Here is a 24,232-nt window from a genome sequence, read left to right on the forward strand (position 1 = left end):
AAGTCTTCAAAATGGGGCAACAGTGCTTGCCGCCATTGTAAGACGCGCGCCCGCCGGCGGCAAAGCGCCAGCCGTCAGGGAAACTGCGTAGTGTGGCGCTCGATGAACAGCAGGGCGGCGGCGGCCAGCGCGGGGCGCTGCGCTTCGAACACCGTTTCGTCGCGCGCCTGCAGCAGATTGGCCGCCACCTCGGGCAGGTCCAGTGCGCCGGCGATGATCGCCGCCACCGCGTCGATATTCGCGTACAGGGCGCTGTCGTAGCCTTCCCAGTCCACATAGGCCAGCCATTCGGCCAGCATCACCATGCCGGCGACGGACGGCGCCAGGGACGCGATGCGCTCCGCGCGCAGCACGCTGTCGCTGCCGATGCCTTCCTGCTGCAGCACGGCCAGCGCCACGTGCTGCAGCGCGTCTTCCGGATCGCGCCGGTACTTGTTCAGCAGACGCTGCGTGAGCGTATAACGTTCGGCGTCGATGCCGCGCAAGGCGGCCGCCACGTCGTCATCATGCAGCGCCAGGTGGCGGGCCGCGCAAGCGACATCCACGCCGGCTTTCGCGGCGACGATATCGGTGAGCTGCTGCCGGCGCGCGTCCTCCATGCTTACACCAGCGGCTCGGTCGAACCGGTCAGGGTAAAGATTTCAAAGCCCGTTTCCGTCACGGCCAGCGAGTGCTCGAACTGCGCCGACAGCGAGCGGTCCTTCGTCACCGTCGTCCATTTGTCGGGCAAGACCTTGACCTGGTAGCTGCCCACGTTGAGCATCGGTTCGATCGTGAAGATCATGCCCGGTTCCAGCACGATGCCCGTGCCGGCGCGGCCGTAATGCAGCACTTGCGGCGTGTCATGGAAGACCTGGCCCACGCCATGGCCGCAGAAGTCGCGCACGGAGGAAAAGCCCTGCGCCTTGGCTACCGCTTCGATGGCGGCGCCCACGTCGCCGAGGGTCGCTCCGGGACGCACGGTGTGGATGCCTGCCATCATGGCGTCATACGCCGTGTTGACGAGGCGGTTGGCCAGGATGGAGACGGCGCCCACCTTGAAGGTGCGGCTGGTGTCGCCGAACCAGCCGTTGAACTTCGGCGTCACGTCGATGTTGAGGATGTCGCCCACTTTGAGGATCTTGGTCTCGGACGGGATGCCGTGCGTGACCACGTTATTGACGGAGATGCAGCTGGCGTGCTTGTAGCCGTGGTAGTCGATGGTGCCGGGGATGGCGCCGGCCGCGCGCATGAATTCTTCGCACAGGGCGTCGAGTTTGGCCGTCGAGACGCCCGGTTTGACGAAAGGCGCGATGTAGTCGAGCGTGTCGGCGGCGATGCGGCCGGCCGCGCGCATGCCGATGAAACCTTCTTCGTCGTGCAGCGGGATTTTCTTGCCGTGTTCAAGCTGGGTGGAATAGCGCATGGGGATTCTTTTCTTTGTTAGTGTGAGGTGGTATGGGCGGCCCAGCCGCGCACGGCGTCGTGCGAGGCACGCAGCATGGCGTCGACGCTGGCCGGTATCGGCCGCTCCTGGGTCAGGTAAGGTTTGACGACGGCCACGGGCGCATCGATCAGCACGAATTTGAGCAGCATGTGATCGAGGTCCAGTTCCGTGGTGGCGGGCATGGCTTCGGCGCAGCGGACAAAGCAGGCGTCGAGCGCGGCCTGCTCCTCTTCCACGGCGGCCAGCAATTCCTCGCTGAGGCCACTGTTGAAATCGGGGCTGTCCGCGCATTGCAGCAGGAAGCGCGCATACACGGGCTTGCGCCGGCACCAGTCCAGCAAGCCATGCACGCCGGCCCAGGTGTCGCCGCCGAGCCAGCGGCTGGCCACTTCCTCGCGGAAGTCGCTTTTTACGCGCAGCCACGCGCGCGCCAGGATGGCGTTGCGCGAATCGAAGCGGTGATACACGGAGCCGATGGGCGCGCCGGCCTTGACGGCGATGGCGGCCATCGAGACGGCGCCCACGCCGCACTGGGCGGCGACGGCGATCGCGCTGTCGATGAAGTTGTTTTCGTTGAATTTAGCTAGTCTGACCATTCAAATAGAATACAGATTCTATTTGAATTCGTCAAGCACCCAACCATGGACCCACACGAGCGGCAACACGACTGGCCCTGCTGCCTTACAATGGTATGCACGAACCGCCACAAGGAGAATCCGCTTGCTTACGCCCCCCTTCATCGCCTCCTCCCGCTTCGACGATCCACGCCTGGCGCTGGAACAGGTGCAAGCCATTTACCGCAGCAGCATCGAACACTTGCGCGATGCGCTGCAGCGCTTTGTCGCCGGCGAAGACATGCACGAACGTGTGCGTGCCTGCTACCCCTTCGTGCGCATCCAGACGGACACCGTGGCGCGCGCCGACTCGCCGCTGGCCTACGGTTTTGTCGCCGGCCCCGGTGTGTTTGAAACCACCTTGACGCGCCCCGACCTGTTCGGCGATTACTACCTGGACCAGTTCACCCTGCTGCTGAAAAACCATAACAGCGGCCAGAAAGTGCACCTGGAAGTGGGCGTGAGCGCCCAGCCCATCCCCGTGCATTTCTCGTTCGCCGAGCATGACCATATCGAAGGCAATATGGATGCGGGCCGCCGCTTGGCCATGCGCGACCTGTTCGACCTGCCCGACCTGTCGGCCATGGACGACGGCATCGCCAACGGCACGCACGAACCGGCGCATGGCGAAGCGCAGCCGCTGTCGCTGTTCACGGGACCGCGCGTCGATTATTCGCTGCAGCGCTTGCGCCATTACAGCGGCACGTCGCCGCAGCACTTCCAGAACTTCGTCCTGTTCACCAATTACCAGTTCTACATCGACGAATTCATCCGCCTGGGCCACGCCATGATGGACCGCGCGCCCGATGCGGCCGCGCCCTCGGACGACGACGGCTACATCGCCTTTGTCGAACCGGGCAACGTGGTCACGCGCCGGGTCGGCCAGACGGTCGAAAGCGAGGATGCGCTGGGCGCCGCGCCGCCGCGCCTGCCGCAGATGCCCGCCTACCATTTGCTGCGCGCGGACGGCAGCGGCATCACCATGGTCAATATCGGCGTCGGCCCCGCCAATGCGAAGACCATTACCGACCATATCGCCGTGCTGCGCCCGCACGCCTGGCTGATGCTCGGTCATTGCGCCGGCTTGCGCACCACGCAAAGCCTGGGCGACTACGTGCTGGCGCATGCGTATGTGCGCGAAGACCACGTGCTCGACGAAGACTTGCCGCTGTGGGTGCCGATCCCGCCGCTGGCGGAAATCCAGCAGGCGCTGCAAACGGCCGTGGCGGAAATCACCCAGCTGACGGGGCATGACCTGAAACACATCATGCGCACGGGAACCGTGGCCAGCACGGACAACCGCAACTGGGAATTGCTGCCGCAGCGCACGCCGGAGCGCCGTTTCAGCCAGAGCCGCGCCATCGCGCTCGATATGGAGAGCGCGACGATCGCCGCCAACGGCTTCCGTTTCCGCGTCCCCTACGGCACCCTGCTGTGCGTGAGCGACAAGCCGCTGCACGGCGAAATCAAGCTGCCCGGCATGGCCAATCACTTCTACCGCGAGCGCGTCGACCAGCATCTGCGCATCGGCATCCGCGCCGTGGAACTGCTGCGCCGCCAGGGCGTGGACAGGCTGCACAGCCGGAAATTGCGCAGCTTTGCGGAAGTGGCGTTTCAGTAATAGCGCCTTTCCCAGCGCCAGCCGCCCCTGCCGGGCGGCTTTTTTTTGTCCTGCTGCCCGCCTTGTTCACCCCCGACATTGTCACAAAAAAACCACAGCTGTCTAGACAGGCGATCAGCAAAGACCAAACTTTCAATGATAATTGAACATAATTGCAAATTTAATTTATTTAACAATTGAAATTTAATACTTTCCTGCTTGCCACAAATAAAATTCATCCACCTTCATTCTGCCTCGTGCCATGCACCTGAACAAATACCCGGCAGTTCTTGACAGTCAAGATCAAAAAATGGTCTGATGAATTGCAAATTTAAAATACTAAATTTGTAAACATAGTCATTTTGAAAATACTTTCAAATAGCTACATAAAACCCTAAGGAAACTAAAGTTTCCTAGTTGGAGGATGGACAATGATTGAAAAGAAATTGAGCAAATCCTTGCGCATGATGTTTGCCGGCACTTTGGTCATGAGCGCAGGTTTCATGCACCAGGCCGTCCAGGCGCAGGAAGCCAAGGCTGGCGAGGAAAAAGTGCAGCGTGTGGTCGTCACCGGTTCCGCCATCAAGCGCGTGGATGCCGAAACGGCCGCACCGGTGGAAATCTACAGCAAGAAAGATATCGAGCGCACGGGCGCCACCAGCGTCGCTGAACTGGTGCGGAACCTGGCTTCCATCGACATCAATGACCAGGGCGAACTGAGCGCCAGCTCGCCTTCCGGTTCCGGCACCACCAACATCAAGATGCGCGGCTTGAGCGAACGCAACGTGCTGATCCTGTTGAACGGCCGCCGCCTGCCGACCAATGCGCTGGCTGACGGTTCGGGCGCGGGCGCCGCGGTTGACGTCAACGCCATCCCGCTGAGCGCGCTGGAACGCATTGAAATCCTGAAGGATGGCGGTTCAGCCATTTATGGCGCCGATGCCGTTGCCGGCGTGATGAACTTCATCACCAAAAAGAACTACCAAGGCCTGGAAGCGAAAACCAGCTACGGCCAAAGCTCGCGTTCGGACGCCAAGGAAAAGACGGCCAACCTCGTGTACGGTTTTGGCGACTATGACACCCAGGGCTTCAACGTGCTGGCCACGGTCGACGTGTTCAAGCGCGATCCGATCTACCGCAAAGACCGCGACCTGACCAGTTCGGCCGACTTCCGCCGCTTTGGCGGTCCGGATGGCCGCAGCGGCTTCCATCCTAGCGGCAACATTGCCGGCGGCGGCACCCTCGTGCCTTGTCCACCGGGCGATTTGAGCGCCGGTTCCTGCCGTTTCGACGTCAACAAGACCTTGCTGACCTCGACCAACGGCGCCGACCGCGCCAGCGGCATGCTGATCGGCAGCCTGAAAATCAGCGACAGCATTCGCGCGTTCGCGGAATTTACCTATTCCGAAAGCAAGGACGACTTCTCGTCCCAGCCTGCGCCTGGCAACTTCGTATCCAATGGCAAGATCGTTGCCGGCCGCTTCATGCAAATGGGCCCGCGCCAGACCAACCGCAAGGGTACGATGACCCAGTTCTCGACGGGCCTGGAAGGCACGACGCGCGGCATCGACTGGGACGTCGCCATCGGCAAGGGCGTGAGCAAGGCCACCAACCGCGATTCGAACTATGCGCAGTCGGATCTGTTCAACGAAGCGATCGCCAATGGCACGATCGACCCGACCCGCACCGACAACCCGCAGGCCGCCGTCGACAAGATCCGTCTCACGCCTACGCGCGCCGGCAAGTCGGAACTGACCTTCTTCAACGCCAAGGCATCGGCGCCGATCATGGACCTGGCAGGCGGCGCGATGGCTTACGCCGTCGGCGTGTCCTACAACAAGGAAACGCTGAGCGACCAGCCCGACCAGAACCAGATCGATAACCTGGTCTTCGGCAGCATCCAGCAGGCTGCCGTGAAGGCGGACCGCAATTCCAAGGGCATCTTCGGCGAACTGTCGATTCCCTTCCTGAAAAACGTCGAAGCGCAAGTGGCCGTGCGCTATGACGATATCTCAAATGTCGGCAGCAAAACCAGCCCGAAACTGGCATTGCGCTACCAACCGCTGAACAACCTGATGTTCCGTGGTTCGTATGCGGGGAGCTACCTGGCGCCATCGTTGAAACAGATGTTTGGCGGCGTCGATGCGGGCGCCTACACGACCAACGATACTGATATCTGCAAAGCCTTCCCTTCGATCGCCGGCAATTGCACCAACTTCTCCTACTACGAGGTCTCCGGTTCCAACAAGGACTTGAAACCTGAAACGGGCAAGACCTACAACCTGGGCATGGTGTTCTCGCCAGTGAACTCGCTGACGGTCAGCGTCGACTACTTCAAGATCAACAAGAAGAACGAGATCGGCACCCTGTCGGAACTGAAGGCAATCGAGCGCGGCAACGTGGAAATCAAGAATGGCGACGCGCGCATCCTGCTGAACAACCAGAACCTGGCCACGACCGAAGTGCAGGGTTTCGATACGGACTTGCGCTACACGTCGCCGCAAACGATGTTCGGCAAGTTCACGATCCGCAATGCGTCCACCATCTACACCCGCATGGAAACGCAGGATACGGAAACCGATCCGGTGCAAAGCACGCTGAAGACGTTCATGAATCCGAAGTACCGCAACACGTTCACTGCCAGCCTGGAAAAGGACAATATGTCCGGTTCCCTGGTCATCCGCACGACGGGCGACATGATCGACTCGCCCTTGCGCCGCGACGAAATCAAGCCGGGCACCCGCACGATTCCTTCGCACACGGAAGTGGATCTGACGGGCCAGTACGTGGCGATGCAAAACCTGACCTTCACGGCTGGTATCAAGAACCTGTTCGACAAGATGCCACCATTTAGCGCGACGGGTGCCAGCAACCAGTATGGCACCCTGGGCTTTGCCCAGCTGTACAACGTGCGCGGCCGTTACTTCTACATCGGCGCAGGCTACAAGTTCATGTAATGCAGCACCATCCCCGGCGGCCTGAAATGGCTGCCGGTGCTACCCACGAAAGCCGCACTCCTGTGCGGCTTTTTCATGCCCGACAGACGAAAAAAACCGCTGCAGGCAGCGGTTTTCAGGCAAGTCCAACGCTTACAGGAAACGGTCGAGTATCTTGCGCGTCGTCTTGTCGATATTGAACATGTCGCGTATCAAAAAGTGGATGCCGTGATTGTCGGCGATCAAGAGCGACGTGGCGCCGATGCGGCGGATGTCTTCCTCGCCTTTCAGCACGAACTGCGTCTCGCCCCGGTCCGTGTCCACGTACCACGTGCACGGCGTGGCGAAGCTGCTCACGCTTTTCACGCGCGCGATCTCGGGCATGAATTCGCGTCCTTCCAGCTCTTCCTGCAGCAGGCTGCGCGCCGGTTCCGGCAAGGCGTCGAGGCGGTCGATCCACGCCACTTCCTTGCCATTGCCCAGCACCAGCGAAATGCCTTCATCGGGCGACTGGATGGGAAAGGCGCGCACGGGCGCCACGCCCTCAAAAACCTGGCCGTCCGCGTCCGTCATCACCAGCTTGCCGAAGGTGTCGCGGCTTAATGTAAAAGTTGTACTGGCCATGCTTATTCCTTGTCGTCGAGCGCGAGTTCGTTGTTGCGCGCCTGTGCTTCGTAGAGGCGGAAATAGGCGCCCTCTTTCGCCATCAGTTCATCGTGACTGCCCACTTCGACGACCTGGCCGCGGTCCAGCACCACCAGGCGGTCGGCGCGGTGCAAGGTCGACAGCCTGTGCGCGATGGCGATCGTCGTGCGGCCCTGCACCAGGTTGTCCAGCGCCTTCTGGATTTCCTTCTCTGTTTCCGAGTCGACCGACGATGTCGCTTCATCCATGATCAGGATGCGCGGATCGATCAGCAGGGCGCGGGCGATCGAGATGCGCTGGCGTTCGCCGCCGGACAAGCCCTGGCCACGCTCGCCCACCATCGAATCGTAGCCTTGCGGCAGGCGCAGGATGAATTCGTGCGCATGCGCGGCGCGCGCGGCGGCGATGATGTCCTGGCGCGTCGCGTGCGGCTTGCCGTAGGCGATATTTTCCGCGATGGTGCCGAAGAACAGGAACGGCTCCTGCAGCACCAGGCCGATATTGCGGCGGTAGTCGGACACGGCGAACGAGCGGATGTCGACGCCGTCGAGCAGAATCGCGCCTTCCGACACGTCGTAGAAACGGCAGATCAGGTTGACCAGGGTGCTCTTGCCCGAGCCGCTATGGCCCACGAGGCCGATCATCTCGCCCGCCTTGATGTTCAGGGTGATGCCGCGGTTGACGGCCCGGTTGCCATAGCGGAAACCGACTTCGCGCAAGTCGATGCGTCCTTCGATCTTGTCCAGTTTCACCGGTTGCGCCGGTTCCGGCACGCTCGACACGTGGTCGAGGATGTCGAAGATGCGCTTGGCGGCCGACGCCGATTTCTGCGTCACGGAGACGATGCGGCTCATCGAGTCGAGGCGGCCATAGAAACGCGTGCTGTAGGCGATGAAGGCGGTCAGCACGCCGACGGTGATTTCGCCGCGCGACAGCTGCCAGATGCCGAAGCACCAGATAACCAGCAAACCCATCTCCGTCAGGAAGGACACGGTCGGCGAGAACAGCGACCAGACCTTGTTCAATTTGTCGTTGACAGCCAGGTTGTGCGCGTTGGCGTCGCGGAAGCGGGCCGCTTCGCGTTTTTCCTGCGCAAACGCTTTCACGACGCGGATGCCGGGAATCGTATCGGCCAGCACGTTGGTCACTTCGCTCCATACGCGGTCGATCTTTTCAAAGCCCGTGCGCAAGCGGTCGCGCACCAGGTGGATCATCCAGGCGATGAAGGGCAGCGGCGCCAGGGTCATGATGGCCAGCCATGGGTTCATCGACCACAAAATGACGCCCGTCATGATGATCATCAGCACGTCGGAAGCGAAATCGAGCAAATGCAGCGACAGGAAGACACAGATACGGTCGCTGCCGCTGCCGATGCGCGCCATCAGGTCGCCCGTGCGCTTGCCGCCGAAAAATTCCAGCGACAGTTTCATCAGGTGTTCATACGTGGCCGAGCGCAAGTCGGCGCCCATGCGTTCGGACACCAGGGCCAGCACATAGGTCTTGCCCCAGCCCAGCAGCCAGGCCAGCAGGGCCGAACCGAGCAAGCCGCTCATGTAATACACGACCAGCCATGGGTCGATATGCTTGCCGTTCTGATACGGGATCAGCACATTGTCCATCAGCGGCGCCGTCAGATACGGTGGAATCATGTGCGCGGCCGTACTCAGCAGCATCAGCATGAAGCCCAGGGCCAGCTGGCCACGGTAGGGATGGGCGAAGCGCCACAGGCGGAACAGGGTCCAGGTCGATGGCGGCGTGTGCAGCACCTTGGCGCAGATCGGGCATTCTTCCTGTTCCGGCTCCAAAGGCGCCTTGCAGCTGGGGCACACTTCCTGCTCCGCTTCCAGCACGGGCTGGCCCGTCAGGTGGCTGTCGAGGCGCTCGACGAACTGTTCCAGCACGCGGATCGCATGCAGGTTCTGGCCCAGGGTAAAGCGCCACGACGCCAGGCGGCCGTGGTCGTCGAACAGTTCCAGGTGGCCGACGCCGGCGTGGTCATGGTGGGTCAGGCGCAATCCGTGGCGGAAAGACCAACTTTTCCAGGTGATATCGCCCGGCGAACGGGCCAGCAAACGCTTCTCGGTGACAACTATTATGCCTTTTGTGAAACGTAATCGCGCATCGAGGTCAACCTCAACGCTACTTAAAACGTTCTCCCCTGGAGAAAGGTTGCTCTCCACTTCCGCCAGCCAGTGTTCAGGCAGCGATGTGAGGGGAATAGTTGTTGCAGGAACACTCAGTTCAGTTGTCATCGTAAAGCATACTCCGGCTCGAGGCCAAGCCCTTCAGGGCGGGATTTGGGGGATGGGGCAGACGCCCGATCAATGTTTGTGTACTGCGCGATGGCGAGGTGGATGCACCAGTGGCAATTTCCTGTATTGTATCGAATGGATGCCTGCCGGTAAGGAATGATGGCAAAACGGCGCAAAAAAATCAGCGTCCGTCGTACAGGAGCAAGTATACAACAGCCCGCTGTTGCGCAAATGCTCCAGCTTTAAGCAGAGTCGGTATCTTTATAACAAGTATGGCAACAATTAGTAACAATTAGAATGACAACACCAGCAGAATAAGGGCAGCAAACGCGACAAGAGGCCGCTAAAAGTGGCACACTGCGCATACCCGGGATAAAGAACCAAGCACGAGCCTGAAAAGACTCTGTAGAGCCAACATAAAGTATCTGGCGCCCAGACGCCTGGCTTGTTATCAAGAAACCACTTACATGATCAAGAAGAAGAACATCGAATTTGCCCGCGTCACCCACTTGCGCGGCCCCAACATCTGGACTTACCGCCCGGTGATTGAAGCCTGGGTCGACATCGGCGAACTGGAAGACTATCCATCCAATACCCTGCCCGGCCTGTACGAACGCTTGGTGGCGTGGCTGCCCGGCATGATCGAGCACCGCTGCGGCGTGGGCGAACGGGGCGGCTTTTTCGAGCGTCTGCGCGAAGGCACGTGGGCGGCCCACATCCTCGAGCACGTGGTGCTGGAGCTGCAAAACCTGGCAGGCATGCGCACGGGCTTCGGCCAGACGCGCTCGACCAGCCAGCGCGGCGTCTACAAGATGGCCTTCCGCACGCGCGAAGAGCACGTGGGCCGCGCCGCCCTGGCCGCCGCGCGCACACTGCTGATGGCCGCCATCAACGATGAAGCCTACGATCTGGAAGCGGCCCTGGCGCCGCTGCGCGACATGGTCGACGCGCGCTGCCTGGGCCCGAGCACGGCCAGCATCGTCGATGCGGCCACCGAGCGCAGCATCCCTTCGCTGCGCCTGAACGACGGTAACCTGGTGCAACTGGGCCACGGCGCCGCGCAGCGCCGCATCTGGACGGCCGAAACGGACCGCACCAGCGCGATCGCCGAAGGCATCGCCAGCGACAAGGATCTGACCAAATTCCTGCTCAAATCGTGCGGCGTGCGCGTCCCTGAAGGCAGCCTGGTGCGCAGCGCCGAAGCGGCCTGGGAAGAAGCGCAGGACATCGGCGTGCCCGTCGTCGTCAAGCCGTATGACGGCAACCATGGCCGCGGCGTCTCGCTGAACCTGATGACGGAAAGCGACGTGAAGGCCGCCTACGAGCTGGCCGCGCGCAAGGGCGACAGTTCGGCCGTGCTGGTGGAAAGCTTCATCACGGGCGACGAGCACCGTCTGCTCGTCGTCGGCAACAAGCTGATCGCGGCCGCCAAGGGCGAGTCGCTGTGGGTCGACGGCGACGGCGTCTCCACCGTGCTGGAACTGGTCAACACGCAGATCAATACCGACCCGCGCCGCGGCGAAGGCGAAGATTTCCCATTGGGCACCGTCAAGCCGCACGAGTCGGGCGAAATCGTGCTGGAACTGCAGCGCCAGGGCATGACCGCCCTGTCCGTGCCGCAGGCCGGCCAAAAAGTGCTGATCCAGCCGAACGGCAACGTGGCCATCGACGTCACGGACGACGTGCACCCATCCGTCGTGCATGCGGCCCTGCTGGCCGCGCGCGTGGTCGGCCTCGATATCGCCGGCATCGACCTGGTCACCACCGACATCACGCGTCCGCTGGAAGAACAGCGCGGCGCCATCATCGAAGTCAATGCCAGCCCTGGCTTGCTGGCGCACATCAAACCGGGCGTGGGCCAGCCCCGCCCTGTCGGCGCGGCCATCGTCGACCACCTGTTCGCACCCGAGGAAACGGGCCGCATTCCGCTGATCGGCGTGACGGGCACGCGAGGCGCCAGCCTGATCGTGCGCATGCTGTGCAAGCTGCTCAACCTGTCGGGCCTGCACACGGGCGCCGTCTGTAGCGAAGGCATGTACCTGGACCAGCGCCGTGTCGTCAGCAGCGATTGCGTAAACTGGGACGCGGGCCAGCGTTTGCTGCTCAACCGCACCGTGCAGACGGCCCTGTTCGAGAGCAATCCGCGCATGATCCTGGCCGAAGGCCTGGCCTACGACAAATGCCAGATCGGCGTCGTCACGGACATGGGCAGCCTCGATAGCGTGAAGGATTTCGACGTGCTGGACGAAGCGGGCCTGTACAAGGCCGTGCGCAGCCAGGTTGACGTGGTGGTGCCGACGGGCGTCGCCGTGCTCAACGCCGCCAACGCGCACGTGCTGGAACTGGCCGAACTGTGCGACGGCACCGTGACCCTGTATGCGCAGGATGGCGGCTTGCCAGCCATCGCGGCGCAACTGGCCGCCGGCCAGCGCGCCGTGTTCGTGCGCGGCAACCACATCGTGCTGGCCGAAGGCGGCATCGAAACGGTCCTGCTGTGCCTGGACTTGCTGAAACCGGCCACGGCCGGCAATGTCGACAGCGTGCTGGCCGTCGCGGCCGCCGCCTGGGCCCTGAACCTGCCAGTCGACCTGATTTGCGCAGGATTGCGCACGTTTGACGCCGCGCCCGGCTGCATCGGGAATTAAGACAGCACTCAAGCCCGGCCAGGACGGCCGGGCCCACAAGAACACAACAGGATTACGGTTTAATTATGGAAGTATCTCGCGTACGGGCCTTGCGTGGCCCTAACCTCTGGAGCCACGACACCGCCGTGGAAGCCATTGTTTCCTGCACCACGCAGGAACTCGACATCGCCCAGCTGCCCGGCTTCGAAGCCCGCCTGCGCGCCCTCTTCCCGCAACTGAGCCCGCTGCAACCGCTGGGCAACTACAACGCCGCGCCGATGGCGCAGGTGCTGGAACTGGCGGCGCTGGGCCTGCAGGCGCAAGCCGGCTGCCCCGTCACCTTCAGCCGCACCACGCCGACACTGGAAACGGGCATCTTCCAGGTCGTCGTCGAATATTCGGAAGAAGCCGTCGGCCGCCTGGCGCTGGAACTGGCGCAGCAGCTGTGCCAGGCCGCGCTCGACGATGCGCCGTTCGACCTGGCCGGCGCCCTGCACCAGTTGCAGGAGCTCGATGAAGACGTACGTCTCGGTCCATCGACGGGCGCCATCGTCAACGCCGCCGTGGCCCGCAACATCCCGTTCCGCCGCCTGACCGAAGGCAGCCTCGTGACATTCGGCTGGGGCAGCAAGCAGCGCAAGATCCAGGCCGCCGAAATGGACGGCACCAGCGCGATTGCCGAAGCCATCGCACAGGACAAGGAACTGACCAAGAAGCTGCTGGACTCGGCCGGTGTGCCCGTGCCGCAAGGCCGCGTCGCCGTCGATGCGGACGATGCCTGGGCCGCCGCTTGCGAGATCGGCCTGCCCGTCGTCGTGAAGCCAAAAGATGGCAACCAGGGCAAGGGCGTCACCGTCAACGTCACCACGCGCGAACAGCTGACGGCCGGCTTCCTCGCGGCGCAGGAATTCCGCGACGATATCCTCGTCGAGCGCTATCTGCCGGGCCACGATTTCCGCTTGCTCGTCATCGGCAACAAGATGGTGGCAGCGGCCCGCCGCGACCCGCCGCAAGTGGTGGGCGACGGCCAGCATACGGTGCGCGAACTGGTCGACCAGGTCAACCTGGACCCGCGCCGCGGCAGCGGCCACGCCACCTCGCTGACGAAGATCCGCTTCGACGACATCGCCCTGGCCAGCCTGGCCAAGCAGGGCTATGTGGCCGACTCCGTGCCGCCGGTCGGCAAGCGCGTCATCCTGCGCAATAACGCCAACCTGTCGACAGGCGGCTCGGCCACCGACGTCACCGTCGACGTGCATCCGGAAGTGGCGGCGCGCGCCGTCGCGGCCGCGCACATGGTGGGCCTCGATATCTGCGGCGTGGACGTCGTCTCCGACAGCATTTTGAAACCGCTGGAAGAGCAGAACGCCGGCATCGTCGAAGTGAACGCCGCCCCCGGCCTGCGCATGCATCTGGCGCCGTCGTTCGGCAAGCCGCGCCCAGTCGGCGAAGCCATCATCGCCGCCATGTTCGCCGAGGGCGACGATGGCCGCATTCCCGTCGTTGCCGTTACCGGCACCAACGGCAAGACCACCACCGTGCGCCTGATCGCCCACCTGCTGACGGCTTCCGGCCTGCGCACGGGCATGACCAACACTGATGGCGTGTACATCGAAGGACGCCAGATCGACAGCGGCGACTGCAGCGGCCCGCGCAGCGCGCGCAACGTGCTGCTGCATCCGGACGTCGACGCGGCCGTGTTTGAAACGGCGCGCGGCGGCATGCTGCGCGAAGGCCTCGCCTTCGACCGCTGCCAGGTCGCCGTGGTGACCAACATCGGCGCGGGCGACCACCTGGGCCTGAACTACATCACCACCGTGGAAGACCTCGCGGTCCTGAAGCGCGTGATCGTGCAGAACGTGGCCGACAGCGGCGTGGCCGTACTGAACGCCACCGACCCGGCCGTGGCCCGCATGGCCAAGAATTGCAGCGGCACGGTGACCTTCTTCGCCGCCGACAAGACGCACCCCGTGATGGCCACGCACCGCGCGCAGGGCAACCGCGTCGTGTACGTGGAGGACGGCAAGCTGGTCGCGGCGCAAGGCAAGGAGCGCCACGAAATCCCCCTGTCGCAGGTGCCGATCACGCGCAACGGCGCCATCGGCTTCCAGGTCGACAACGTCATGGCGTCGCTGGCCGCCGCCTGGGCCGTGGGCCTGGACTGGAAAACCATCGCGCTGGGCCTGAAAACCTTTGCGAATGAAGCCGACAATGCGCCAGGCCGCTTCAACGTGTTCGACTACAAGGGCGCCACCCTGATCGCCGACTACGGCCACAATCCGGACGCCATCTTGGCGCTGGTGCAGGCAGTGGAAAGCATGCCGGCCAAGCGCCGCTCGGTGGTCATCAGCGGCGCCGGCGACCGCCGCGACGAAGACATCCGCCAGCAGACGGAAATCCTCGGCGCCGCCTTCGACGACGTGCTGCTGTACCAGGATCAATGCCAGCGCGGCCGCGCCGACGGCGAAGTGGTGGCATTGCTGCGCCAGGGCTTGAACGGCGCCAAGCGCACCAGCCATATCGATGAAATCAACGGCGAATTCGTCGCCATCGACAAGGCCCTGGCGCGCCTCGGCGAAGGCGATCTGTGCCTGATCCTGATCGACCAGGTGGAAGAAGCGCTGGCGCACATCGCCAAGCGCGTCGCCGAAGCCTAAGCGCAGCCTGACGGCATACGAGGGCGGCCTGCGGGCCGCCCTTTTTCATCCCGGCGCCTCAGTCGGCGCCGGCTTTCTCGATCGCCTGCGCAGCCAGCGCACCGGCCCGCATCTCGCTGGCAAACAGCGTCGCCGCATGCGCGATGGCGCGGGTGGCACGCGCGAGGAAATGCGTCCAGTGCTGCTGCTCGAGCAGCAGCATCTCGATGCAGAACCATACCTGACCGCGCTGCACATGGCCTTTCACCAGCTTGATGCGGCGGTTGACTTCATCGAGCGCGGCACGCACGCGCAGCAACTCTTCCGGCGTATCGATGGTCCACACATTCGGCAACAGCAGTTTCCCAAATTGCGCGTCATCGGCGTCAAAGCACAGGACATAGCCCATGCCTTCGAAACGGAAGACGATATCGCCATCGCTGTCGATCTGCGCCTGATATCCGTCCGCTTGCAAGTGCCGCAGCAACGGTTCGGTGATAGTGGATGCCAACATGGTGCTTCCTTTCATTGAGTGGGATGGCGACGCCCCATCTGGTGCCGCTGCATCGCTACCTCAACGCCGCCACCGGCAAAAAATACAAAACTATTTTCGCCACGTGTGGAGAGCGGGCAAGGCCGGCAGGTGCATGAATGCGGCAGGGATACCGGAATTGATATGGACATCGCAAAAGAAGTCATTTGTGGCGCAAAGTCATTCGCCCCTACCATGCTTCCTGAGCCAGTTCCAGCTCTGGCGGCGACTGCCGCAGCGTTCTCAACATAACTAAAATACAGGTGGAGACAAGATGATGCAATTGATGGCAACGGGCACCCGCACGCCCCGACAAAATACACGCTTGACCTTGAAGGCGACGGTGGCCGCCCTGGCCGGCGCAGGCCTGCTGAGCAGCGCCTCCGTCTGGGCGCAGCAAGCGCCCGCCGTGGAAACACCAGTGGCAGAAGCGGCACCGGCAGCAGCGCCAGCCAACAATGGCGGCATCGCCGTCGTCGCCGTTACGGGCGTGCGCAGGGCGGCGCAAAGCGCGCAGACGATCAAGAAAAACAGCGACCAGGTGGTCGACTCCATCGTCGCCGATGAAATCGGCAAATTCCCCGACAAGAACGTGGCTGAAATCCTCGGCCGCGTGACGGGCGTGCAGGTCCGCCGCGAAGGCGGCGAAGCCGGTACCGTCATCATCCGCGGCTTGCCTGGCGTGGTGACCCTGCTCAACGGCCGCGAAATGTTCACCTCCGTGGGCCGCAGCCTGTACCTGGCCGATATTCCGACGGCCATGCTGCAGCGCGTGGACGTCTATAAATCGCAGGGCGCCGACATGGTCGAAGGCGGCACGGCCGGCGTGATCGACGTGCGCACCAACCGCCCGTTCGACTTCAAGGGTTTTACGGCATCGGGCAACGTGCGCGCCGAACACCGCGACAAGTCCGGCTCGACGGACCCGAACGTCAGCGGCATGGTCTCGAACCGCTGGAAGACCCAATACGGCGAATTCGGCGCCCTGCTCGGCCTGTCCTACCAGCGCGGCAGATACTATGACGAGACGATCTGGAACGCCGAACCCGTCAAGCGCCCGGAAGCGGGCAACATCACGGGCCCCGATTCCGTCGGCATGATCCCGACCGTGGGCGACCGCAAGCGCTACGCGGCCAACGCCGCCTTCCAGTGGCGCCCGAACTCGCAGGTGGAAGTGTATGCGGAAGGCATGTCGACCCTGATCAAGCACGCTTTCGACAGCCAGTTCTTCGTCGGTTCGCTGCCATGGGGCCAGAACCCGGACATCACCCTGATCCCCGGCACCAATCAGGCGGCCACGGTGGGCAAGATCGACGGCCCATGGTCGCCGTTCACGCTGGGCTCGACCCAGGCGCGGCGCGACCGCTCGATCGGATCGCAAGGCGCCATCGGCGCGCGCTGGGACATCACGCCGCAACTGCGCGCCACGACGGAACTGGCGCGCACGGTCAGCAACTTCGAGCGCGAATTCCCCATCCTCGACTTCCTCGCCCATCCGACCAGCGTGATCGGCAGCACGAACGTGAACGGCGGAGCGCAGATCAGCTACCCCGGCTACAACATGATGGACCCGAAGAACTATACGCTGCTCGGCTTCTACGACAATCACAGCCACGACGAAGGCAGCTCGACCGACTGGCGCGGCGACGTCACCTACGACATGGACAGCACGGGCTTCTTCCGCGAATTTTCGGGCGGCGTGCGCCTGGCCAAGCGCAAGGCCGAATCGATCCGCGAAAAAAATGGCCAGGGCGGGCTGGCGTCGGTCATGACTGCGGACGCGATCCCCGGCCTGGCGTGCGCCTCGCACGACAACACGGGCAACTTCGGCCTGCAAAGCTGGCTCACGCCGTGCCGCGACTTCATGCTCAACAACACGGCCGCGCTGCGCCAGCTGTTTACGGGCAGCAGCGAACGCAGCCCCGACGATCCGATGACCCACTACAAGGATGTGGAAAAAACCAATGCCGTCTACGGCAAGGCGCGCATCGGCTTTGACCTGGCGCAGGTACCGGTCGACGGCACCCTGGGCGTGCGCGTGGTGCAGACCAAGCAGGACTTGCAGGGCAATTCCTCGCAAAACGGCATCATCACGCCCGTGCGCGTAAAAACCTCGGATACGGACGTGCTGCCCAGCATGACCTTGAAAGCCATGCTGCGCCAGGACCTGGTCGCCCGCCTGACGGCCGGCAAGGCCGTGCAGCGCCCGAACTTCGCCGATTTCAACCCCGGCGTGAGCCTGGGCCAGAGCCTGGAGATGGTGCGCCCGACGGGCAGCGGCGGCAATCCCGACCTGAAACCCGTGGAAGGCAAGAACCTCGACGTGGCGCTGGAATGGTATTTCGCGCAGACGGGTTCCGTCACGGCCACCGTGTTCCGCCACAACTTCAAGAACTACATCCTGTCCGGTTCGGCCAAGGAAACGTATGGCGGCATCGAGTACGACATCACGCGCCCGCGCAACACCTCGAAGGGCCATCTGCAAGGCCTGGAAATGGCGTACCAGCAGTTCTACGACAAGCTGCCCGGCTGGATGAGCGGCCTGGGCCTGCAAGCGAACGCCACCTACATGACGGGCGAGCTGGAAGAGCTGAATGGCAGCGTGCACCCGTTCACGGGCATGTCGAAGTGGTCGGCCAATATCGTCGGTCTGTACGAACAGGGACCGTGGTCGGCACGCCTGGCCTACAGCTGGCGCGACAAATACGTCGACGACTACAACTACCGCGGCAAGGGCATCCACCTGACTGTGGCGCCCACCAAGACCCTGGACGCGTCGGTGTCGTACAAGCTCAACCCGAACACCACGGTGACCCTCGACGCGAACAACCTGCTCGACTCGACCTATCGCGACTACCACGACACGCCGGACTATGTGCGCGACGTGCGGCGCTACGACAAGGTAGTAGGTTTATCAGTACGCTGGAGCTTGTGATGAACACCTGACCAAACCGGCTGCGCGGCGCGCTTTGCGGCCGGCGATGCTCACGGCACCACAGTGCCGCTGCGCTTCTCGGCCACAAATCACTGCCGCTCGCGATGGTTTTGTCAGGCGTCGAAACGTCGTTGGAATACATGTCTTCTTCCTTGAGGGTGTTCAGCGCCAGCCGGTGACGGTTGGCGTTTTTTTTGCCTTGTGGAATCTATCCGACACAGGAATTGATTTAACGCAAAGTGGCGGCGCCGGGGCGCTTTTATGCTGGCAGTCTGACCATCGAACCCGGCGGGGACAGCATGCGCGAGGCACGGCACGTCGACACACAGTTATTTCAACCCGACATCCCCGTGCGGCTCGACATGCGCACGGCGGCGCTGGTCGAACATGCGCTGGCCTTGCAGGAAATGGCCGGCACGGGCGCCGCCGCCCTGTTTTTGCACTGCCACGACGTGCCGCTGCCCACCGCCTTGCGCGTGCTGACGGCGGGACCGCACCGCAAACCTGCCGGACCGCACCTGTTTGCCCGGCTGCGCCCGCGCACGGCCGCCCTGGCGCATGGCGCGCCGCTACCGGCCCGCTGACGAATCCTGTACCATCGCCGCAACCTATTCAATGAGGCACGGCGATGCAGGCAGCGACACCCCACGATTCCTATGCGGCACTGATGGACCTGATCAAGGCGCGCCATGCGGAACTGAGCCCGCAATTCCAGGCCGGCGCCCGCTACCTGGCTGACCATCCGGACGAAGTGGCCGTCTCGTCGATGCGCAGCATCGCCGCGCGCGCGCAGGTACAATCGGCTGCCCTCGTGCGCCTGGCGCAGCAGCTGGGCTTTGCCGGCTGGCCGGAGCTGAAAGCCATCTTTGTCGAACGCCTGCGCGCGGGACCGGCCGGCTATGCGGAAAAAGCCGGCGCGCTGGCCGGCAAGGAGGGCAATCTGGTCACCGAAGTGTTCATGGTGCAGCAGCGCAACCTGGCCGCCACGGAAAGCGCCAACCACGCCGCCCTGGATGCGGCTGCCAACCTGCTGCAGACGGCGCCCCGCGTGCACGTGGCCGGCTTTCGCGCCGCCCACCCGATCGCCTACACCCTGCATTATCTGTACCGGCTGCTGCGCCCCAGCGTGCAGCTGCTGAGCGGCCAGGGCGGCACCCTGGAAATGGACTTGCGCGCCCTGCAGGCGGACGAAGCCGTTGTCGTCGTCAGCTTCGCGCCGTATTCGAGCGAAGCGCTGCTGGTGGCGCAGGCGGCGCGCCAGGCCGGCTGCCAGGTGGTCGCCATCAGCGACAGCGCCATGTCGCCGCTGGCTCTGCAGGCTGACGCCAGCATCGTCATCGCCGTCGACAGCCCCTCGTTCTTCCCTTCCATCGTGGCCGGCGTCGCGGCCGTGGAAAGCCTGGTGGAACTGCTGGTGGCGCGCGCGGGGCCCGATGCCGTCACGGCCATCGGTGCGGCGGAAAGCCAACTGCGGACACTGGGCGCCTACGCAAAAACATCAAATGATGTAAATTAAAAACAAATACATCAATCGTTGCAATGCGGCGCAACGCCTTCTATAATCGGCCATCCCACTTGCCGATAAGAAAGCGATGCCATGAGCCATGTCTTCCACCGCAGCTTGACCGCCAGCTATCCCGTCGCCGTGGGCGGCGACGGCCCCTACCTGATCGATGCCGATGGCAAGCGCTACCTGGATGCCTGCGGCGGCGCGGCCGTCTCTTGCCTCGGCCATTCGGATGCGGCCGTGATCGCCGCCGTGCAGCGGCAGATTGCCACGCTGGCGTACGCGCACAGCTCCTTCTTTACCAGCGAACCGATGGAGCAGCTGGCCGATTTTCTCGTCGCTCGGGCGCCAGCCGGCATCGACAGCGTGTATTTCGTCTCGGGCGGTTCGGAAGCGGTGGAAAGCGCGCTCAAGCTGGCGCGCCAGTATTTCGTCGAGCGGGGCCAGCCGCAGCGCCGCCACGTCATCGCACGTCGCCAGAGCTACCACGGCAACACCCTGGGCGCGCTGGCCACGGGCGGCAACGCCTGGCGCCGCCAGCAGTTCGAGCCGCTGCTGATCGGCGTCACCCACGTTTCCCCGTGCTACGCCTGGCGCGACCAGCAGACGCATGAAACGGATAGCGACTACGTGGCGCGCCTGGGCCAGGAACTGGAAGACCATATCGCAGCACTCGGCGCGGACAACGTCATGGCCTTCATCGCCGAACCCGTCGTCGGCGCCACGGCCGGCGCCATGCCCGCCGTCGCCGGCTATTTTGCACGCATGCGCGACATTTGCCAGCGCCACGGCATCCTGCTGATCCTCGACGAAGTCATGTGCGGCATGGGGCGCACGGGCAGCCTGTTCGCCTGCGAGCAGGAAGGCATTACGGCCGACCTGGTCTGCATCGCCAAGGGCCTGGGCGCCGGCTACCAGCCCATCGGCGCCGTCATGGTCTCCAGGGACATTCGCGACACCATCCGCGCCGGCACGGGCTTCTTCCAGCACGGCCACACGTATATCGGCCACGCCACAGCCTGCGCCGCCGCCCTGGCCGTGCAGCGGCAGATCGAGGAGCGCGATTTACTGGCCAACGTGCGCGCCATGGGCGGCTTGCTGCAAGAGCGGCTGCGCCAGCGTTTCGATAGCCATGCGCACGTGGGCGACATCCGCGGCCGCGGCCTGTTCCTGGGACTGGAACTGGTGCGGGACCGCAATACCAAACAGCCGTTCGACCCTGCCCGTCGCCTGCACGCGCACATCAAGACGCAAGCCATGCAAAACGGACTGATGTGCTATCCCATGGGCGGCACCGTCGACGGCCTGCACGGCGACCACATCCTGCTGGCGCCGCCCTACATCATCGACGCCAGCCACGTCGATGAGATTGTCGACAAGCTGGGCGCGGCCATCGATGCCTGTGTGGCGTAGCCGCGCATGCCTGCGGCAGAAACGCGCAAAGGCGACTGCCAGCAATTTCTGTTCACTCCTTGTCAATATTAATTGACTTATTTTAAACAATCGTTTTAAATCAGGAAGTTACTCAAAATCAATCATCTTGGGCATTCAATCATCGCATTACCCCTTTTCGATGCTTGACGCCCACGTTGATGCACTCTGAAGCCAAGGTATATGGAACTGCTCGACTCCCTGCGTCAGCCCCCACTGCAAGACGACACGATCAGCGGGCACTATGAAGTGCGCCGCTTGCTGGGCGAAGGCGGTTTCGGCCATGTATTCGAAGCGTGGGATGCCAAGCTGTGCCGTAGCGTGGCGCTGAAGCGCCTGAAACCGCAAGCCGACGTGCTGCATCCGGAAAAACTGATCAATGAAGCGCGCCTGGCCGCCTCGCTCAAGCATGCGGCCTTCGTGCGCATCTTCGCCATCGAAGGCCAGGGCACGGGCCAGTCCATCGTCATGGAACTGGTCGAAGGCCAGACCCTGGGCCAGTTCATGCACAGCGGCAAGGCAGACTTGCAAACGGCACTCGACATCGCCTACCAGATCGCTGACGCCATGGACGAGGCGCACGCCATGGACCTCGTGCACGGCGACCTGAAACCGTCGAACCTGATGCTGGAAGCGGACGGTCAAGTGCGCATCCTCGACTTCGGCCTGGCCCGCCACATCGACCCGCAAGCAACGCAAACGACCACGCTGTGCGACTTGCAAGGTACCATTGCCTACATGGCGCCCGAGCGCCTGATGGGCCGCCTGCCCGACACGCGCGGCGACGTGTACGCCTTGGGCGCCATGCTGTACGAAATGCTGGCCGGCCAGCGCCACTTCGCCCACCTGAACGGCCTGGCCCTGGCCGCCGCCCACATGCAGGCGACGGAACCATGGCCCGACCTGCCGGAAACAGTGCCGCCCGCCATCAACGCCCTCGTGCGCGCGATGACGGCGCACGACCCGGCCGAACGGCCACGCACCATGCGCGCTGTGCGCGAGGCGCTAGGTGGGCAGCAAATATCTGCGGCAACAGCGACCGCCCTCGACGCCGACAGCAAACCCGCTCAGCCTGCCAAGCCGCCGGCTTCAATTGCCATCGAGCTACAAGTACCCGTCAAGCGCGCCTTGCTGGCGGCAGGCGCCGTCGTCTTGCTGGGCCTGGGTATCTGGCAAGGACCAAAACTATGGGCAACGGTAAGCAGCCAATACGCCGCAAAGCCATATTCGGAAATGGCTGCGATGCAGGCCGGCATGGAAGCGTTACGTGTATTTGACCGGGATACCAGCCAGGCAGAGGCAATCGGACATTTCATGACTGTGCTGCAACATAATCCAGGTAATGCGGCGGCGGCGGCAGGCCTGTCACTGGCGTCGAGCTTCCGCTATACGGGAAATGGACGCGATGCTACTTGGTTGCAAAGAGCCGATGTCAGCGCAAAGCAGGCATTGTCAGCAGATAATCAGTTAGCGCTTGCCCATGTCGCGCAAGCGTGGGTACTGGAGTTCCAGGGCAAGAATGACGAGGCGCTGCACGAAGCAAACATCTCATTGAACTTAGAACCAAACAATATGCTGGCGTTGTATGGCAAGGCCCGCTTGCATATCGCCGCTCACAATTTTGATCTGGCGCACGCAGTACTGAAACAAGCCGTTGCGGCTTATCCAAATGAACGCATGTTCGATATGTCACTCGGTGTGATGAATTATAGAAAGGGTGACTACGCGGCTGCCGAACAAATTTTTCGCAAGTGTATACGTATGGACCCGCAGTCATCCGGAGCCTATGCCTATTTAAATGCAACTTTGCTGCGCCAGAACCGTGAAGACGAGGCACTTGCGGTTCTTCAGCAAGGTCTGCTGGTACGTCCACACTGGGAACTCTACACCAACTTGGGCACCTCGTTGTTTGCCAAGGGCGACTACCTTGGTGCGGTACAAGCATTTGAAAATGCTGTTTCCGAGAAAAAAGGCAGCCCCGGCACCTATTTGCTTTGGGCCAACCTGGCTGATGCACAACGCTGGGTTCCCACTTTGACCCAAGCATCGAAACAATCGTATTTACGTGCGATCGCCCTGCTGCAACCCATGCTCGCGCGCATGCCCAATGACATTACCTTGAATTCGCGCATGGCCCTGTACCAAGCCTACGCCGGAGAAAAGGAAGGCGCTCTGGCAAACGTGCAGCACGCACTAAGCTTGGCACCACAGATCGCCGACGTGCAGTTTCGCGCGGCCCTGACGCATGAACTGACTGGCAACCGCAGCAAGGCTCTGGCTGCGCTACTACAGGCCAGCAAGCTTGGCTACCCACTCAATCTGATCGAATCAGCGCCCGATCTGTTGAACCTGCGGCGTGATGCCCGCTACCAACAATTTCTTATCAACCTGGAAAGAGACAGTAAAAAATGACGCCTGTAAGCCCTTGGATGAAGTTATCCGTGCACTTCGATGCAGACCAGATCACCAACCAGCTCGACTACAACTTCACCTCTTGCGATGGTACGGCCGATCCACGCCATGGCCCCTACATGGGTGGCGTGCATTTTCAGAAAGGCCAGCATGTCTATCTCGACGTTACCTGCTGCGGCTCCAAGGATAGCGGTTTCACGTCTTTCCAGATCATCGATTGCTGCATCGTCACCGTACCGCAACTGACTCAGATTGGCCCGAAAGTACCAACTATTTATTCACCGCCATCGCCATTCCTCCAGTCGATAGGCGCCACTTACCATTTCCCGCTGGACTTCGAGATCCAGCAACTATTGGGCGAACCAGAGCAGACGCCCCTGCACCGCATCCGCCAGGAGTGGAAACATAATCTGGATGTCGGCTATACCGCTGGTCGTTGGGAATTATCCTTCGTCATGACGGTACGCATCATGCGCGGCGAAGACACACAACCAGAACTGCGCGTCTTTTCCTTCGACCCGGAAAGCTCGGTGGGCGGCGACGGTAACTTGTAAAATCAATTATGCATAGCGCTGCCTTTCGATAAGGCATTGATGTCCGCGCATACCCGAAGCCGTATCGACATTGTCGATGCGGCTTTTTCATCTGCGCACGCAATACCTCGCCCTGCCCGCCGAAAGCG

16 protein-coding genes are annotated in these 24,232 nt (G+C 62.7%); 10 read left to right on the forward strand and 6 right to left on the reverse strand.

The features are described 5' to 3' along the window. Positions 1-74: 74 nt before the first annotated feature. From V3C40_RS20150 to V3C40_RS20160, 3 genes are read right to left on the reverse strand one after another with little or no spacing between them, the layout of a single operon-like run. Positions 75-599 carry a hypothetical protein gene (locus V3C40_RS20150; RefSeq protein WP_219327532.1) on the reverse strand — a complete coding sequence of 175 codons (525 nt, stop codon included), beginning with the start codon at positions 597-599 and terminating at the stop codon, positions 75-77. Positions 600-601: 2 nt separating this feature from the next. Continuing rightward, the gene (gene map, locus V3C40_RS20155; protein WP_051991081.1) at positions 602-1,405 is read right to left on the reverse strand and encodes a type I methionyl aminopeptidase; all 804 of its coding nucleotides are present in this window, start codon (positions 1,403-1,405) and stop codon (positions 602-604) included. 17 nt (positions 1,406-1,422) lie between these two features. Continuing rightward, entirely contained in the window at positions 1,423-2,022 is a 600-nt protein-coding gene (locus tag V3C40_RS20160; protein WP_331778353.1) for a TetR/AcrR family transcriptional regulator, read from the reverse strand. A gap of 124 nt (positions 2,023-2,146) precedes the next feature. Between V3C40_RS20160 and V3C40_RS20165 the strand changes: the two genes are divergently transcribed. Together V3C40_RS20165 and V3C40_RS20170 are read left to right on the forward strand one after the other, a co-directional pair. After that, the gene (locus tag V3C40_RS20165) at positions 2,147-3,661 is read left to right on the forward strand and encodes an AMP nucleosidase (protein ID WP_034750639.1); all 1,515 of its coding nucleotides are present in this window, start codon (positions 2,147-2,149) and stop codon (positions 3,659-3,661) included. 410 nt (positions 3,662-4,071) lie between these two features. Further along, entirely contained in the window at positions 4,072-6,597 is a 2,526-nt protein-coding gene (locus V3C40_RS20170; RefSeq protein ID WP_331778354.1) for a TonB-dependent receptor, read from the forward strand. Between the two features lie 132 nt (positions 6,598-6,729). Here the strand turns inward: V3C40_RS20170 and V3C40_RS20175 are convergent, their stop codons facing one another. Both V3C40_RS20175 and V3C40_RS20180 read right to left on the reverse strand, forming a co-directional pair. Further along, on the reverse strand, positions 6,730-7,200 hold the full coding sequence (locus tag V3C40_RS20175; RefSeq protein WP_034750645.1) for a cyanophycin metabolism-associated DUF1854 family protein: 471 nt from the start codon (positions 7,198-7,200) through the stop codon (positions 6,730-6,732). A gap of 2 nt (positions 7,201-7,202) precedes the next feature. Next, positions 7,203-9,473 carry a cyanophycin metabolism-associated ABC transporter gene (locus tag V3C40_RS20180; protein ID WP_331778355.1) on the reverse strand — a complete coding sequence of 757 codons (2,271 nt, stop codon included), beginning with the start codon at positions 9,471-9,473 and terminating at the stop codon, positions 7,203-7,205. 467 nt (positions 9,474-9,940) lie between these two features. On the opposite strand from V3C40_RS20180, the gene V3C40_RS20185 reads away from it, so the two are divergent. Continuing rightward, complete coding sequence (locus tag V3C40_RS20185; protein WP_331778356.1) at positions 9,941-12,118, forward strand: cyanophycin synthetase; 2,178 nt, start codon at positions 9,941-9,943, stop codon at positions 12,116-12,118. 65 nt (positions 12,119-12,183) lie between these two features. Further along, positions 12,184-14,754, forward strand: coding sequence for a cyanophycin synthetase (cphA, locus tag V3C40_RS20190; protein WP_219327534.1), 2,571 nt, complete (start codon positions 12,184-12,186; stop codon positions 14,752-14,754). Positions 14,755-14,812: 58 nt separating this feature from the next. Here the strand turns inward: cphA and V3C40_RS20195 are convergent, their stop codons facing one another. Next, positions 14,813-15,247 (reverse strand): hypothetical protein, encoded by a 435-nt coding sequence (locus tag V3C40_RS20195; protein WP_331778357.1) that lies wholly within the window; start codon positions 15,245-15,247, stop codon positions 14,813-14,815. Positions 15,248-15,539: 292 nt separating this feature from the next. Between V3C40_RS20195 and V3C40_RS20200 the strand changes: the two genes are divergently transcribed. From V3C40_RS20200 to V3C40_RS20225, 6 genes are all read left to right on the forward strand, one after another. After that, positions 15,540-18,200, forward strand: a complete 2,661-nt coding sequence (locus V3C40_RS20200) for a TonB-dependent receptor (RefSeq protein WP_331778358.1) — start codon at positions 15,540-15,542, stop codon at positions 18,198-18,200. Between the two features lie 299 nt (positions 18,201-18,499). Next, positions 18,500-18,784: a hypothetical protein gene (locus V3C40_RS20205; protein ID WP_331778359.1), complete on the forward strand. Its 285-nt coding sequence runs from the start codon at positions 18,500-18,502 to the stop codon at positions 18,782-18,784. A gap of 44 nt (positions 18,785-18,828) precedes the next feature. Next, positions 18,829-19,716 (forward strand): MurR/RpiR family transcriptional regulator, encoded by an 888-nt coding sequence (locus tag V3C40_RS20210; protein WP_331778360.1) that lies wholly within the window; start codon positions 18,829-18,831, stop codon positions 19,714-19,716. Positions 19,717-19,797: 81 nt separating this feature from the next. Further along, positions 19,798-21,120 carry an aspartate aminotransferase family protein gene (locus V3C40_RS20215; protein WP_331778361.1) on the forward strand — a complete coding sequence of 441 codons (1,323 nt, stop codon included), beginning with the start codon at positions 19,798-19,800 and terminating at the stop codon, positions 21,118-21,120. 201 nt (positions 21,121-21,321) lie between these two features. After that, positions 21,322-23,550: a protein kinase domain-containing protein gene (locus V3C40_RS20220; RefSeq protein ID WP_331778362.1), complete on the forward strand. Its 2,229-nt coding sequence runs from the start codon at positions 21,322-21,324 to the stop codon at positions 23,548-23,550. Positions 23,551-23,579: 29 nt separating this feature from the next. After that, complete coding sequence (locus tag V3C40_RS20225; protein ID WP_331778363.1) at positions 23,580-24,104, forward strand: hypothetical protein; 525 nt, start codon at positions 23,580-23,582, stop codon at positions 24,102-24,104. Positions 24,105-24,232: the final 128 nt, after the last annotated feature.

The organism is Janthinobacterium sp. LS2A (assembly GCF_036543145.1).
In the GTDB taxonomy this organism is placed as follows: Bacteria; Pseudomonadota; Gammaproteobacteria; order Burkholderiales; family Burkholderiaceae_D; genus Janthinobacterium; species Janthinobacterium aestuarii.

What these genes read in the sequence shown, in the direction of transcription:
- V3C40_RS20215 (WP_331778361.1), top strand. Translation starts at nt 19,798, where the DNA reads ATGAGCCATGTCTTCCACCGCAGCTTGACCGCCAGCTATCCCGTCGCC.
- V3C40_RS20175 (WP_034750645.1), bottom strand. Translation starts at nt 7,200, where the DNA reads ATGGCCAGTACAACTTTTACATTAAGCCGCGACACCTTCGGCAAGCTG.
- map (WP_051991081.1), bottom strand. Translation starts at nt 1,405, where the DNA reads ATGCGCTATTCCACCCAGCTTGAACACGGCAAGAAAATCCCGCTGCAC.
- V3C40_RS20210 (WP_331778360.1), top strand. Translation starts at nt 18,829, where the DNA reads ATGCAGGCAGCGACACCCCACGATTCCTATGCGGCACTGATGGACCTG.
- V3C40_RS20205 (WP_331778359.1), top strand. Translation starts at nt 18,500, where the DNA reads ATGCGCGAGGCACGGCACGTCGACACACAGTTATTTCAACCCGACATC.
- V3C40_RS20180 (WP_331778355.1), bottom strand. Translation starts at nt 9,473, where the DNA reads ATGACAACTGAACTGAGTGTTCCTGCAACAACTATTCCCCTCACATCG.
- V3C40_RS20200 (WP_331778358.1), top strand. Translation starts at nt 15,540, where the DNA reads ATGATGCAATTGATGGCAACGGGCACCCGCACGCCCCGACAAAATACA.
- V3C40_RS20195 (WP_331778357.1), bottom strand. Translation starts at nt 15,247, where the DNA reads ATGTTGGCATCCACTATCACCGAACCGTTGCTGCGGCACTTGCAAGCG.
- V3C40_RS20160 (WP_331778353.1), bottom strand. Translation starts at nt 2,022, where the DNA reads ATGGTCAGACTAGCTAAATTCAACGAAAACAACTTCATCGACAGCGCG.
- V3C40_RS20185 (WP_331778356.1), top strand. Translation starts at nt 9,941, where the DNA reads ATGATCAAGAAGAAGAACATCGAATTTGCCCGCGTCACCCACTTGCGC.
- V3C40_RS20170 (WP_331778354.1), top strand. Translation starts at nt 4,072, where the DNA reads ATGATTGAAAAGAAATTGAGCAAATCCTTGCGCATGATGTTTGCCGGC.
- cphA (WP_219327534.1), top strand. Translation starts at nt 12,184, where the DNA reads ATGGAAGTATCTCGCGTACGGGCCTTGCGTGGCCCTAACCTCTGGAGC.
- V3C40_RS20150 (WP_219327532.1), bottom strand. Translation starts at nt 599, where the DNA reads ATGGAGGACGCGCGCCGGCAGCAGCTCACCGATATCGTCGCCGCGAAA.
- V3C40_RS20220 (WP_331778362.1), top strand. Translation starts at nt 21,322, where the DNA reads ATGGAACTGCTCGACTCCCTGCGTCAGCCCCCACTGCAAGACGACACG.